The organism is Haemophilus sp. HN_Hi10, from assembly GCF_049821985.1.
Taxonomy (GTDB): domain Bacteria; phylum Pseudomonadota; class Gammaproteobacteria; order Enterobacterales; family Pasteurellaceae; genus Haemophilus; species Haemophilus influenzae_D.
In genome coordinates this window covers 944,550-959,167 of sequence record NZ_CP187495.1, presented here as the reverse complement: position 1 = coordinate 959,167, position 14,618 = coordinate 944,550, and the positions used below count along the sequence as shown (strand labels likewise).

Below are 14,618 nucleotides of genomic sequence, written 5' to 3'. Positions count from 1 at the left end.
TTTTATTTTTAATCATTAGAACACAAAGCCCTAGCTTGAATATTGTTTAATTACTTCAGCTACACGTTGTGCAGCATTAGGCATCGACATTGTTTTCGCTTTCAATGCCATCTGTAATAAATTTTCACGAGTAAAATTTTTTAAATAATTCACTAGAATTTCAGGCGTTAAATCTGCCTGTTCTATAATTTTCGCCGCACCAACATCTGATAAATATTTCGCATTTAAATATTGTTGGCAATCTTTATGTTGGAATGGTACAAAAATTGCTGCGGCTCCCACTGCCGCAATTTCACATACGGTTAATGCGCCAGAACGACAAATAATCACATCAGCCCAAGCATAAGCCTCAGCCATATTATCAATAAATTCTGTGACTTTAACTTTCTCTTGATGCTCGCCATAAAGTTGGCTGACTTCTTCTACCGCACCTTTGCCTACTTGATGACGAATCTCTAATTTATCTGCAAGCTGCGCCACCACTTTGGGCAAAGTATGATTAAGTACTCTCGCCCCTTGGCTACCACCAACAACTAAGACACGTAATTTTTCCTCACGATCCGAGAAACGAATATCAGGATTTGGCATCTCAAATAAATCTTCTCGGACGGGGTTTCCTACCACTTCAGCATTAGAAAAAGCGGTTGGAAATGCCTGCAATACACAGGTTGCAATTTTACCTAATAATTTATTCGTTAAACCCGCTATCGCATTTTGTTCATGTAAAATGATTGGTACACCACAAAGTTTTGCCGCTACGCCAGCAGGACCCGAAACATAGCCCCCCATACCAAGTACAGCGTCAGGCTTTTCTTCTTGAATAATTTTTTTTGCCTGCAACACCGCACGAAGAATAGTAAAAGGCGCGTTAAATAAAGCCTTTATGCCCTTACCACGCAAGCCAGAAATTTGAATAAATCGAATAGGAATAGCATACTTTGGTACAAGCTGAGCTTCCATTCTATCTTTCGTGCCTAACCAGCAAATATCCCATTCTTGTTTTTGTAAAGTTTGAGCAACCGCAATAGCAGGAAAAACATGACCACCAGTACCACCCGCCATCACTAATAATTTTTTCTTTTTCATCTTTTCTATCTCTAATCATCACGCAAGCGTGCTTGACCTATACGAAATAAACGATTTTCGTGATCAATTCGCAATAAAATACCAATGGTGGCGGACATAATGATAATACTCGAACCACCATAACTCACGAGTGGAAAAGTTAAACCTTTAGTTGGTAACATTCCAAGCGCCATACCTAAATTAACAAAGCCTTGAAAGAAAATCCAAAAACCAATACCTAATGCAAAAAAACCTCGAAAACGTTGTTCTAACATTAAGGATTCTCGTCCAATTTTCATTGCACGAAAAATTAATAAACCTAATAAAAGAATAACAATAAATATACCGATAAATCCAAATTCTTCGCCGATAATCGCCATAATGAAATCGGTATGTGCTTCAGGCAGATAATCTAATTTTTGAATTGAATTACCTAATCCTTCTCCAGTAATTTCTCCTCGACCAAACGCTATAAGAGAATTTGTTAGTTGAAATCCCGTACCATAAGGATCTTTAAAGGGTTCTAAAAAACCTGTAAATCGCTTGAGGCGATAAGAAGCTGTCAATACAAGCCAAACGAATAAAATGCCTCCTAGAGCGGTTAATCCTACAAACTGTAAAATTTTTGCCCCCACGATAAAAAGCATCCCAGACATAATAATAAATAGCACGACTGTACTACCTAAATCAGGTTGTAATAAAAGAAAACAACCTAATACAAGCATAACAATAAGCGGTTTAAAAACACTAACATGTTGTGACCGCACTTCATCATAACGACGAGTAAAATAGCTTGCTAAAAAACAAGTGAGTGCTAATTTTGCAAATTCTGCAGGTTGAAAGTTTAAGATCCCCAATGAAATCCAACGTTTTGCACCATTAACCGATGTACCAATAAAAGGGACAAGCAATAATAATATGACGGAAAATAAAAAAATTTTAGCGTGCCATTTTTCCCATTGCGAAGAAGAAATTTGTAATGAAATATAACAAGTTAGCAAAGAAAGTAGCACATAAATAGCATCGCGTTTTGCAAAGTAAAAAGGATCATTAAATAAACGAGAGCTATAAGGAATAGAAGCAGATGTTACTGCCACTAAACCAATTAAAAGCAAAATAACAAATAACCAAAATAGTGCGCGATCATACAACAAACCTTGAGGTGTGATGCGTGTCCATTCATCGTAATTTTTTTTGATATTTTGTAAAAATTCCATCTTATTTCGTGAGTGACTAAATTAGGTTAAGCATTGAGCTAAACGCGTAAATTCTTCGCCGCGCTTTTCAAAAGAAGTAAACTGATCGAGACTTGCACAAGCAGGCGACAATAATACCATATCTCCGCTTTGCAATGTTGGACGTAAAAACGCGATGGCTTGTTCCATTGTTTCAAACAAATAGCTTTGTGATGAAAGTTTTGCAAGCTGCGCACCATCTCGACCAAAACAATAACAAATAATCTGTGGTTGATTAATTAATGCAGCCAATTCTGAAAAATCAGCCCCTTTTCCATCTCCACCTAACAACAAATGCAATTTACCCTCAACATAAAGCCCAGCCAATGCGGCAACTGTACTCCCCACATTTGTTGCTTTAGAGTCATTAATCCAACGAACGCCATTGGCTTGATGTGCTAATTGGAAACGATGATCTAATCCTTTAAATTGACGAAGTGCGGTACGAATTGAGTCTAAATTAATACCGACAGCTTGTGCCAATGCTGTTGCTACCAAAATGTTCATATAATTATGGCGACCCACCAATGTGGCTTCTTCACAAGGTAAAATCACTTCATCTTTTGCCATTAAGTATTGCTTGCCGTTTTCCGTTTTTAGCCAATAATCCGCACCATTTTCCGCAAAAGAAACGATTTGTTCCGCTTGATTTTCGCCTTCTCCAAAAGTCAGACTATCTTCGTTGTTCAGCACGCCTACTTTGGCATTATGATAAATACGTAATTTTGCTTGGCGATAATCTTCTAAATCTACATAGCGATCCATATGATCTTCAGTCACGTTCAAAACAGTTGCAGCCGCAGCTTTTAAGCTGTAAGTTGTTTCAAGTTGAAAACTAGACAGCTCTAGTACATAAAGTTCACAATCTTCATTCAACAATGACAAAGCGGGAATCCCTATATTTCCGCCCATACCAACTTTTACGCCAGCAGCTTTCGCCATTTCATAAACTAAAGTCGTTACAGTACTTTTTCCATTTGAGCCTGTAATCCCCACAATTGGCTTCGTCGCCGCACGGCAGAATAATTCAATATCGCCGATTACTTCCACTCCCGCTTTAAGTGCGGTTTGAATTTCTGGTGTTTTTACCGCAAGCCCTGGGCTAATAACAATCATATCGCTTTCAAGTAACCATTCCTGATTTAAACTACCAGTATGAAGAGGGATATTTTTAGGAAGTTTATCAATACCAGTAGGATTTTTTCGGGTATCAATCACACGAATATTAGCCTGTTGGGATAAGAGATAATCCACACAAGAAAGACCTGTTTTGCCAAGCCCAATGATCGTAATATTTTTGTTTTGATAGGCGTTCATTTTATTTCTTCTTAATTACTATAAGTTTTAAATTTTGCTGATGGGAATATCAATTTATAACGTAAAAAGCTCGCTCTTTCAAAAACTGAAAGAGCGAACCTCACAACATTTATTAACGCAACTTCAAGGTGACTAATCCCATCAATACTAACATTAAGGAAATAATCCAAAACCGAATAATCACTCTTGGTTCTGGCCATCCTTTCAATTCAAAATGATGATGAATCGGTGCCATTCTAAAAATGCGTTGTTTGCGTAACTTATAAGATCCCACTTGCAAAATAACAGAGAGTGCTTCAACAACAAATACGCCACCCATTATCACAAGCAAAAATTCCTGACGAACAAGAATTGCTACGACACCTAGCGCACCACCTAATGCAAGAGAACCTACGTCTCCCATAAATACTTGAGCTGGATAAGTATTAAACCATAAGAATCCCAAACTCGCACCAACAATGGCTGTACAGAACACCACCACTTCGGAACTGTATTTAATATACGGAATATGCAAATATTCTGCGAAATTCACGTTACCTGTAGCCCAAGCAATTAAAGCAAACGCACCTGCAACAAGCGCAGTAGGCATAATCGCTAATCCATCTAAACCGTCGGTTAAATTCACTGCATTACCCGTGCCAACAATCACAAAGTAAGATAACACAATATAGAACAAACCTAATTGAGGCATAATATCTTTAAAGAATGGAATCACTAAACGGGTTGCATCAGTGTCGTGACCAAGCCAATAAAGCCAAAGGATTGCCACTAATGCCACCACAGACATCCAGAAATATTTCCAACGAGCAATTAAACCATCTGTATTTTTACGGGTAATTTTACGGAAATCATCCACAAAACCAATTGCGCCATATCCAAATAATACAAATAAGCAAACCCAAATATAAGGATTAGCAAGATTTGCCCATAATAACGTACTTACGCCAATAGAGAATAAAATCATCACACCGCCCATAGTGGGGGTGCCTTTTTTTGCAAAATGACTTTCAGGACCATCATTTCGCACTTCTTGGCCAAATTTTAAGATCTGTAAACCTTTGATCACTTTTGGGCCAATCCAGAGGGAGATAAAAAGTGCGGTTAATAATGCAAGAATTGCGCGGACGGTAATATAAGAAATCGCATTAAAGGCGGTTTCGTAACGAACAAGATATTCAGCAAGCCAGACTAACATTTAATTTTATCCTTTAATGAATAGATCACATCTTCCATTTTCATTGAACGTGAGCCTTTTCCTAGCACCACGACTTTATTATTTTGTTGTAATTGGTTTTCAATAAGTGGAACTAAGAAATCCACCATTTCAGTTTTATCCGTAAAATGCTTACCCAAAACAGCCTCAGAAATAACCGCACTTTCATTGCCATAAGAACACACCAAATCTAAATTTACCAAATTAACATATTGTCCAACTTCACGATGAATAGCGAGAGAATTTTCGCCCAATTCTTTCATATCTGCGACACATAGAATAAGGAAAGCATCATAACTTTTTAGGACATCAATAGCCGCACAGAGAGAATCTTTATTTGCGTTATAAGTATCATCTAATAACAATAAATTAGGCGTTACTTGAATAGGAAATAAACGCCCTTTCACTTGTGAACGTTGTTCTAATCCAGCTTTGACATCGGCAAGCGTAGCACCAACATTCATCGCTAGTGCGGTAGCAGCTAAAGCATTTTTTACATTATGCTCTCCAAGATAAGGTAAACTAATATCAATTTCGCCTTGCGGAGAAACTAACGTAAAGGTTGAACCTTGTTCGTTACCTTGAACATTTTTGACGGAATAGTCCTTGCCGTTGAAATATTGAATGGCGTGATTACTAATTTCTTTTTGCCAAATATCTAAGTGATTATGTTCAGCATTGATAATCGCCACACCATTTTTTGTTAAACCTCGATAAATCTCGCCTTTTGCTTGAACAACTCCCGCTAAAGAACCAAACCCCTCTAAATGTGCGGGCGCAATATTATTAATCAATGCGGCATTAGGTTGAACTAATTTTGTGGTGTAATTGATTTCATTTTGATGATTTGCACCAAGTTCAATCACAGCAAAACGATGTTTTTCTGTTAAGCGAAGCAGAGTTAAAGGCACACCTATATCGTTATTGAAGTTACCATTGGTAAAAAGTACCGCTTCTGAATCTGCTGCGGTATGCTGCAAAATACTTGCTGTCATTTCTTTTACTGTGGTTTTTCCAGAAGAGCCGGTCATCGCCACAGTACGCGGATTAATTTTCTCGCGTAACCATTTTGCAAGCTCGCCCAAAGCAATACGAGTGTCTTTAACCACAAGTTGAGGAACTAAAATAGACGAGTTTTCTTGCTGAACAACAAGCGCAAGCGCACCCTGTGACACCGCTTGATCAAGATATTGATGAGCATCAAATTTTTCGCCTTTTAAAGCAAAAAATAAGCTATTTGATACGCTTTTTCGAGTATCCGTATTAATTTCTTCAACTTGCACATTTTCATCGCCAATTAATTTAGCTTGAAGAATCTGTGCAAGTTGTACAGTAGAGAGTTTAATCATAATTGAGTGATGATTATTTTAAGAAATCAAGTGCAATTTCTTGGTCGGAAAAATGCACAACTTCCGAACCAATAATTTGATAATGTTCGTGCCCCTTTCCAGCAATTAAAATCACATCATTTTCTACCGCACTTTCAATCGCAAACTGGATTGCCTGTGCACGATCAGGAATAATCCCCACCTTTTCCATATTTTTAAAGCCTGCGACAATATCTGCTTCAATTTGGTTTTGTGATTCTGTTCGTGGATTATCTTTTGTCACAATAATCTTTTCAGCAAACTGCTCTGCAACCTGTGCCATTAACGGACGTTTGCCTCTATCACGGTCTCCGCCACAACCAAAGATGCACCATAATTCGCCTTGGCAATGTTCACGCGCAGCAATCAACGCTTTTTCTAACGCATCTGGTGTATGCGCATAATCTACAATAACGGTTGGTTTATTTGGATATTGAATCATTTCCATTCTTCCACATACTCCTTTTAAAGATTTCGCCGTAGCGAGTAAATTTTCCAATGGGTAACCAAACGATAACAACGTGGTCATTACTAATAATAAATTACTTACATTAAAAGCACCAATTAATGGGCTATGCAAAACGCCATTACCCCAGCTAGATTCAAAAGTAATATCTGCACCTTTAAAATGATAATGGATATTTATTGCTTTCATCCATTGGTGTGAATCTACTTTAAAATCCGCATTCATACTTACGGCAATAGCATCAGGTAATTCAGTTAGCCATTGGTGTCCAATTTCATCATCAGCATTAATCACTTTAATTTGGGTATCTAATTCAGTGAACAAGCGTTTCTTCGCCGCAGCATAATTTTCCATAGATTGATGATAATCTAGATGATCACGGGTTAAATTCGTGAAAATTGCTGCTTTAAAATGCAAGGCTTCTACACGATGCTGCGCCAAACCGTGTGATGAAACTTCAATAGAGGAAAAATCTGCGCCTGCTTGCTTGAAATTTGAAAGGGACGATTGAATTTCCACTGCTGAGCCAGTTGTATTTTTAGCTTCTATAACTTGACCTAAAAGCCCATTACCAATGGTTCCCATCACTGCCGAACGATGACCTAATAATTCCGCCCATTGCACTAATAATTGAGAAATAGTGGTTTTGCCATTTGTCCCTGTTACACCAACAAGGGTTAAATTTTTAGAGGGCGAATCATAAAAAACATCAGCTAAGGACGAAAGATGACGTGCAAGTTGATAATATTTCACTACGGGAACATTCCCAATAAATGCGACAGTTAAATGTTCACTAGATAATTCTGTCTCAGACACCACCGCACTCGCACCAGAATGAATAGCAGAATCAATAAATTGATTTCCATCCACCTGATGACCTTTTATCGCCACAAAAAGATCGCCAGCTTTAACTTTACGGCTATCCAACACCATATTATGGAGTTCTACATCATCCTTTAATTCAGGCAAATTAAAAAGTGCGGTGAGTTTTTTCATAATTTTTCCTTAATTCACTTTTTGATTCTTGTGATCGCCAATATAAACAATACGTTTTGCACTTTTCGTTGTTGTGTTTTCAGTTGCTTCAGCATCTTGCGGAATAGCATTTGCACGTAACGCATAGCCCATAATGCTAGAGAATACAGGGGCAGAAACCGCACCACCATAATATTCGCCTGCTTTTGGGTCATTGATCAAAATCACTAATGCATAACGAGGATCACTAATTGGTGCAATACCCGCAGTAAATGCCACATATTTATTCACATAGTGACCATTTTCAATCTTACGTGCCGTACCTGTTTTTACACCGACGCGGTAGCCTTCCACCATTGCACGTTTATTTTTAATTGCGACTTTCTCTAAAATTCCCACAATATCTTTAGTTATTTTTTCAGAGAAAACCCGTTTCCCAATAACTGGCGGATCAACTTTAGTGATAGAAAGCGGGCGATAAACACCAAAACTACCAAGGGTTGCATAGGCACGGGCAATTTGTAAAGGTGTCGCAGTAATACCATAACCATAAGCAACTGTTGCACGTTCAATATCTGCCCAGCGTTTACGATTTGCATTCAAAATCCCAACTTGTTCGCCGATCAAACCTAAATCTGTCGGTTTACTTAAACCTGCATTTTGATAAGTTTCCATTAATGCACTAGGTGGCATACGCAATGCAAGACGACTTACACCACGGTTACTAGAGTTCATTAAAATCTCGTCTAAAGTTTGTTGAGCACGTGGTGCAACATCCACAATTTCTTTACCGCTTAATTTAAAGGACGTGGTATTAATAATTTCATCTCGTTTAACGACACCTCGTTGAAGTGCGGTTAAAACAACGAAAGGTTTTACCGTAGAACCTGGCTCAAACGTATCGGTGATTGCGCGGTTACGCATTAACTCTGATTTTACGCCGACACGGTTGTTTGGATTATAAGAGGGTGCGGTCGCCATAGCTAACACTTCCCCAGTACGAACATCAACTAACACCGCAGTACCAGACTCAGCATTATTCTCAGACACCGCCTTTTTAATCTCACGATATACCATAGATTGCAATTTTTCATCGATACTTAAGGTAACATCTTGTGCATCATATTTTTTCTCATCGGAGATATGTTCAACAATATTTCCACGTTTATCTTTACGAACAGTACGTGAGCCATCTTTACCAACAAGTATTGAATTAAAACTTTTCTCAATGCCTTCAATACCATTTCCATCAATATCCGTATAACCCACCACGTGTGCAGCTTCTTCTACACGAGGATAAAAACGACGATGCTCAGTTTCTAAAATGATTCCTTTAATTTTTAATCTACGAATATAGTCAGCTTTATTTGATTCAACTTGACGCGCTAAATACAAATAACCAGATTTAGCATTTTTCTCAATTTTTTTCACTAAATCATTTTCGGTCATACCTAATTCTTGGGCTAAAGCTGCAATTCGTTCTTTATCCGCAATCGAATTTTCCTTCAACATCGTTTTTGGATCTGCCACAATTGCGCTCATCGGCACGCTTACAGATAAAAGCTGACCATTACGATCTAAAATAGAACCACGCACTGATAATACTTCATCTTTACGCAAAGAACGCTTATCCGCTTCACTCGATAACGTATCTGCATTAATAGATTGAACATAAGCTGCTCGTGCGACTAAAGCACACAGGCCAAGTAAAATAAGAACCGTCGAAAGCATATAACGTCCACGCATAAAGCATTTTTCAAACAGCTTTTGAGGTTTGTTTTGCTTTACAGTTTCAGGTGCAGTCAATTTTCTAATTGTTTTTTTCGACTTACCTGATTTACGCGGGGAATTAAATTTCACCATCTTTTTTACCTATTATTCTCTAATTTCAACTTCTTGCTCTGAAGAAACAACTTTCATTTTTAATGTACTAATCGCAATAGATTCTACACGCGTACTATCCCCTTCCGTAGCTTCCTGCACTTGTAAATTACGGTATTCATTCTCAAGTGCTTGACGCTGTAAAATTAACATTCCATTTTCAGAAATTAGTTGGCGAGTTTTATGGGTTATCCAAATCGTTCCCATTGCAGAAACTAAAATCCCCATTAACAGCAAAACCACTAATTTATTTGAAGAAAATAAATCTTCGACTAAAATTTGCTGTAACGGATAACGAGGCTTATTATTTTCAGACATCGCTAAATTCTCTCCGCGACACGCAATACTGCACTTCTTGAACGAGGATTTGCTTGAATTTCTGCATCACTTGGCTGAATGGCTTTACCAATAATTCTTAATTTTTGATTACGCTGAATTTGATCTTCTCGCAACGGTAAACCTTTAGGAATATCCTCGCCCTTACTTTGTTTTTTCATAAAATGTTTCACCATTCTATCTTCTAAAGAATGGAAACTTATAATTGATAAACGCCCTTCTGGTGCTAACATATCTAACGCAGAATTAAGCAGACTTTCTAATTCATCTAATTCTGAATTAATAAAAATACGAATAGCTTGGAAACTGCGAGTCGCAGGATGTTTATGTTTATCTTTAAAAGGAACTGCCTGTGAAATAAGTTCCGCCAATTGACTAGTACGTGATAAAAATTCTGTGCCATTTTTTACCGCACTTTTGTTGTACTCGACAATAGCAGTGGCAATACGTTTAGCGAAACGCTCTTCGCCAAAAGTTTTCAACACCCAAGTTAAATCCTCAATGGACACTTGTTTTAACCATTCTTCAGCAGATAAACCTTGAGTTGTATCCATACGCATATCAAGCGGGCCATCTTTCATAAAACTAAAACCACGTTCTGCTTCATCAAGCTGAGGAGAAGACACACCAAGATCAAGCAAAATACCGTCAATTTTGCCCACTAAATTTAATTTGTCACAAATTTCAGGAATATGCGAAAAGCTGTTATGTTCAATCTGAAAACGCGAGTCTTGGATTTTGTGTGCTTCTGCAATAGCACGAAGATCGCGATCTACAGCTATCAAACGACCATTAGAAGAAAGTTGAGAAAGGATAAACCGAGAATGCCCCCCACGCCCAAAAGTACCATCAATATAAATGCCATTCTCCTTCAATGCCAAGCCATTCACGGCTTCGTGAAGTAAAACTGTAATATGTTCAGATGAAGAAAAGGAATTTTCGCTATTCATAAATTTAAGATAAAAGTACTACATTATTTTCTATAATGAGAAATTATTTAACGCATCAGCAGCAAAATCTGCGCTGGAGCCAATTTCTATATCCTCTGCAATTTGAGTATGCCATTCTACATCGCTCCAAATTTCAAATTTATTAAGTTGCCCTACCAACATTAAACCTTTTTCTAATTTTGCGTGTTGGCGTAATGGCCCACTAAGCAAAATACGACCCTGAGCATCCATCTCACATTCAGTGGCATGGCCAAGCATTACTCGCTGCAAACGGCGTTGGGTAGGATCAAAGTTAGAAAGTGCGAGAAGTTTTTGTTCGATTTTTTCCCATTCATCAAGGGGATAAAGTAAAAGACAGGATTGGCGAATATCTACAGTACAAACCATTTGCCCTTGGTTCTTTTCAAGAATTTCAGCGCGATAGCGAGTTGGGATCGCTACACGTCCCTTAGAATCTAAATTAACCGCCGTTGCACCACGAAACATATTACACCTTAAAAATTGAACTTATTTTTAGAAAATCTCTAAAAATCTCCACAAAACACCACTTTTCTCCACTTCTAGCAAGTTTATAATTTGTTCGCTCAACTTGCAAGTAATTCCACATTAAAGCAACTGATTTTTATCAAAATAAAAAAGCCGTTTGAATAAACAATTCAAACGGCTTTTTTCATCAAATTTTATTGACTAATTATTTATATAAGCTTCTTCATCTCGCGTACCTAATGGTTTAAGCATTGTGAAGAACAATACGATACAAACGATGGTTGTTGCTAAACCAAGATACACAGAAAGCTGATAATCTAAGCCGAAACCAATTTTGTTGTAGAACAAATAAGTTGTACATACTGTTGTGATAAACCACGCAGGAAGAGACGCAACCCAGTGGAATTTATGATAACGATATAAATATGCCGCTGCAGTCCATAACATTACCATTGCTGTCATTTGGTTTGCCCAAGTGAAATAACGCCATAATACGCTGAAATCAATGGTTGAAATAAAATAACCTAATACAAACAACGGCACAGCAATTAATAAACGTTTAGGTAATGAACGTTGATCAATATTAAAAATTTCGGCTAACTGTAAACGCGCAGCACGGAATGCTGTATCGCCAGAAGTAATAGGAAGAACAACCACACCTAATACGGCAAAAATACCACCAATAAGACCTAAGAAATGTAACGAACTATCATACACAACTTTAGATGGAGAACCTGCTGAAATTGCATCTTGTAACGCTTGTGGGTTTTCATAGAATGCAAGACCAACCATACACCATACTAATGCAATTATCCCCTCTGTAATCATTGCACCATAGAAAATGAAACGACCTTCACTTTCATTTTCTGCACAACGCGCCATTAATGGAGTTTGCGTTGCGTGGAAACCTGATAATGCACCACAAGAGATAGTTAAGAATAAAAGTGGCCAAATTGGAACATCACCTTTCACTTGGAAATTTTGTGTAAATTTCGCCCAAGTTAAACCCTCGCCATCAGCATTGATTGTACGGAAAAACTCAATTGGATCTGTTGCACTAAAATGCGCTACAACTAGCCCATATACCATACCAATTGACATAAAGAGTAATAATGCACCAAAGAGCGGATAAATTCTTCCGATAATTTTATCAACTGGAAGTAGGGTCGCAAGAACATAATAAGCAAAAATAATGGCAGTCCACATAGCAACAACTGTTGGTTTGTCCATTCCCCATACTTTAATTCCCCCAGCTTCAACAGCATGATGAACTGCTTCAGCATCACCCAGTGACAATGCTCCTTGTGAAGCCCCAAATACATCCATTGTAATGGTTCCTATTAATTGAGCAGGACTTGCTACAAATACGACACCTACAAGTAAAAGCAACACAAGAGCTAAGGTATTAATAAAGACTTTAACGGGACGACCTAAAAATTTACCCGCCAAGTATGGCATGGTTGCGCCACCGTGACGAATACTTAACATACCGCAAAAATAATCGTGAACCGCACCAGCAAAAATACAACCAACTACAATCCATAACATTGCAACAGGTCCATATAATGCACCAAGAATAGGTCCAAAAATCGGTCCAGTTCCTGCAATGTTTAATAATTGAATTAACCAAATTTTAGTTTTTGACATCGGCATATAATCCACACCATCATTCATCTGATAAGCAGGTGTCTGACGTTTTGGATTAACCACAAAGATTTTTTCGATAATTTTTCCATAAACAAAGTAACCAAGAATCAACATGGCTACACAAAAGAAAAACCATAACATAGAAAGGCTCCTCAAAAGATAAAGTAAAGGTATTTAGCATATGCCCTAAACAATCGGCTGTATTCTATTTCAAATTACGCCAAATCAAAAATTGAATTTAAAGATTTTATAAGATTTGTGACTTGTATCACATTTGTAAAATCTAAAACATCTATTAAAATACTAACAAATAAGTAATTGAATAGGTATAGAGCAAATATGTCCTTAACAAGATGCCCCGAATGCAGAAAAAAGATTAGTGAAAATGCAGAAAATTGCCCTAATTGCGGTTTTTCTTTCAAACAAAAAGATCTAGAGATTTACAAACAAAGATTAGAAGCTCGGCGTTTACATAATGAAAAAGTCAATCGTAAAAGCACAAAACTACACATAATTTGGTTTTGCATCTTTGCAATTTTTATCGCAGTCACAAGCTGGATGGTAAATTAATCAACAACAAAACCTCAAATCACTCTCTTGATTGGGGTTAATTGTGAAGTCGTTGATGCCCACTATAAATATTTCCTTTTCCTTCCCTAGCAAAACCAATTAAAATCAAATTATGTTTCTCTGCCATTGTTACTGCTAAATCCGTTGCGGCGGAAATCGTGACTAACATTTCCACCCCACAAGCCACTGTTTTTTGCACCATTTCATAACTCGCTCGACTGGAGGCTAAAATAAAACCTCTAGGCTTACCCAATTTTGCGTGCCAACCAAGCAATTTATCTAACGCAACGTGGCGACCTACATCTTCGTAAATAGCTAACATATTTCCATATAAATCGAAAAATGCACAAGCATGGGTAGCACCAGTTTTACATCCAAGTAATTGATTTTTTTGAAGATCAATAAGACAACTATCTAGCAAATTTAAATCAAATTGAAAAGTACAGTCTAATTTTGGAAAAGTTTTATATACTTGATTCAATTGTTCTGCACCACAAATACCACAACCAGTACGCCCCGTAAGATTACGACGATGCTCTTTTAATGCCATAAATTTACGGCTGGAAAGCTCAATTTGCACTTCAATACCATTGCAAACTTCTACAACATCAATGCCATAAATATCTTCTGGTTTATCAATAATTCCCTCTGTTAGAGAAAAGCCTAAAGCAAAATCCTCTAAATTGTTTGGGGAACACATCATAACTGCGTGAGAAATGCCGTTATATACCAAAGAAACTGGCATCTCAACAGCCAGTATGTCCTCTTTTTGTTGCAAAAGTGCGGTCAATTTTTCTGTATTTTTTGTCTTTCTAAAAAAGTTGATAGTTTGTCGAATCCAGCACTGCATTTATTACCTGCCCATCAGTTAAATGTAAAAAATCTGTTAAATTATTTTTATATTTATGATCTAGATCACAATATTTGTTGAAGCTAATATTATTTGATTATGGATTTATCGTTAAAAAATCGCTATCCTAGCCACCTAATAAATCAGCGTTTTTTCGATGATTTATATACTAGAGAGTGTTATTTTAACGAAATCAACATAATCTAGCTACTAAACGAATTTTATTACTATCTATAATATCTCAACAACTTGTTGTTGAA

Annotated in this window: 13 protein-coding genes; 1 reads left to right on the top strand and 12 read right to left on the bottom strand. The window is 37.3% G+C overall.

The genetic code is table 11. The features are described from left to right. Positions 1-30 precede the first annotated feature (30 nt). From murG to ACPT8Q_RS04695, 11 genes are all read right to left on the bottom strand, one after another. Entirely contained in the window at positions 31-1,086 is a 1,056-nt protein-coding gene (gene murG, locus ACPT8Q_RS04745) for an undecaprenyldiphospho-muramoylpentapeptide beta-N-acetylglucosaminyltransferase (protein WP_050949341.1), read from the bottom strand. 11 nt (positions 1,087-1,097) lie between these two features. Then, on the bottom strand, positions 1,098-2,282 hold the full coding sequence (ftsW, locus tag ACPT8Q_RS04740; RefSeq protein WP_050949340.1) for a putative lipid II flippase FtsW: 1,185 nt from the start codon (positions 2,280-2,282) through the stop codon (positions 1,098-1,100). A gap of 21 nt (positions 2,283-2,303) precedes the next feature. Next, positions 2,304-3,617 carry a UDP-N-acetylmuramoyl-L-alanine--D-glutamate ligase gene (murD, locus tag ACPT8Q_RS04735; RefSeq protein WP_050949339.1) on the bottom strand — a complete coding sequence of 438 codons (1,314 nt, stop codon included), beginning with the start codon at positions 3,615-3,617 and terminating at the stop codon, positions 2,304-2,306. 112 nt (positions 3,618-3,729) lie between these two features. Next, complete coding sequence (gene mraY / locus ACPT8Q_RS04730; protein WP_050949338.1) at positions 3,730-4,812, bottom strand: phospho-N-acetylmuramoyl-pentapeptide-transferase; 1,083 nt, start codon at positions 4,810-4,812, stop codon at positions 3,730-3,732. Further along, positions 4,806-6,179, bottom strand: coding sequence for a UDP-N-acetylmuramoyl-tripeptide--D-alanyl-D-alanine ligase (gene murF, locus ACPT8Q_RS04725; RefSeq protein WP_425622253.1), 1,374 nt, complete (start codon positions 6,177-6,179; stop codon positions 4,806-4,808). Before murF ends, mraY begins: the two co-directional genes overlap by 7 nt. Positions 6,180-6,192: 13 nt before the next feature. Next, the gene (gene murE, locus ACPT8Q_RS04720; protein ID WP_050949336.1) at positions 6,193-7,659 is read right to left on the bottom strand and encodes a UDP-N-acetylmuramoyl-L-alanyl-D-glutamate--2,6-diaminopimelate ligase; all 1,467 of its coding nucleotides are present in this window, start codon (positions 7,657-7,659) and stop codon (positions 6,193-6,195) included. Positions 7,660-7,668: 9 nt separating this feature from the next. Then, positions 7,669-9,501, bottom strand: coding sequence for a penicillin-binding transpeptidase domain-containing protein (locus ACPT8Q_RS04715; RefSeq protein WP_050949335.1), 1,833 nt, complete (start codon positions 9,499-9,501; stop codon positions 7,669-7,671). A gap of 12 nt (positions 9,502-9,513) precedes the next feature. Continuing rightward, complete coding sequence (ftsL, locus tag ACPT8Q_RS04710) at positions 9,514-9,837, bottom strand: cell division protein FtsL (RefSeq protein WP_050838306.1); 324 nt, start codon at positions 9,835-9,837, stop codon at positions 9,514-9,516. A gap of 2 nt (positions 9,838-9,839) precedes the next feature. Continuing rightward, positions 9,840-10,805, bottom strand: coding sequence for a 16S rRNA (cytosine(1402)-N(4))-methyltransferase RsmH (gene rsmH / locus ACPT8Q_RS04705; RefSeq protein ID WP_050838305.1), 966 nt, complete (start codon positions 10,803-10,805; stop codon positions 9,840-9,842). A 30-nt stretch (positions 10,806-10,835) separates the two neighbouring features. After that, on the bottom strand, positions 10,836-11,291 hold the full coding sequence (gene mraZ, locus ACPT8Q_RS04700) for a division/cell wall cluster transcriptional repressor MraZ (RefSeq protein WP_050949334.1): 456 nt from the start codon (positions 11,289-11,291) through the stop codon (positions 10,836-10,838). 201 nt (positions 11,292-11,492) lie between these two features. Continuing rightward, positions 11,493-13,079, bottom strand: a complete 1,587-nt coding sequence (locus ACPT8Q_RS04695) for a carbon starvation CstA family protein (protein WP_050949333.1) — start codon at positions 13,077-13,079, stop codon at positions 11,493-11,495. 198 nt (positions 13,080-13,277) lie between these two features. On the opposite strand from ACPT8Q_RS04695, the gene ACPT8Q_RS04690 reads away from it, so the two are divergent. Further along, positions 13,278-13,508: a zinc ribbon domain-containing protein gene (locus ACPT8Q_RS04690; RefSeq protein ID WP_050949332.1), complete on the top strand. Its 231-nt coding sequence runs from the start codon at positions 13,278-13,280 to the stop codon at positions 13,506-13,508. Between the two features lie 37 nt (positions 13,509-13,545). On the opposite strand, the gene fdhD is transcribed toward ACPT8Q_RS04690, so the two are convergent. Further along, on the bottom strand, positions 13,546-14,358 hold the full coding sequence (fdhD, locus tag ACPT8Q_RS04685) for a formate dehydrogenase accessory sulfurtransferase FdhD (RefSeq protein ID WP_061671334.1): 813 nt from the start codon (positions 14,356-14,358) through the stop codon (positions 13,546-13,548). Between the last annotated feature and the right edge of the window lie 260 nt (positions 14,359-14,618).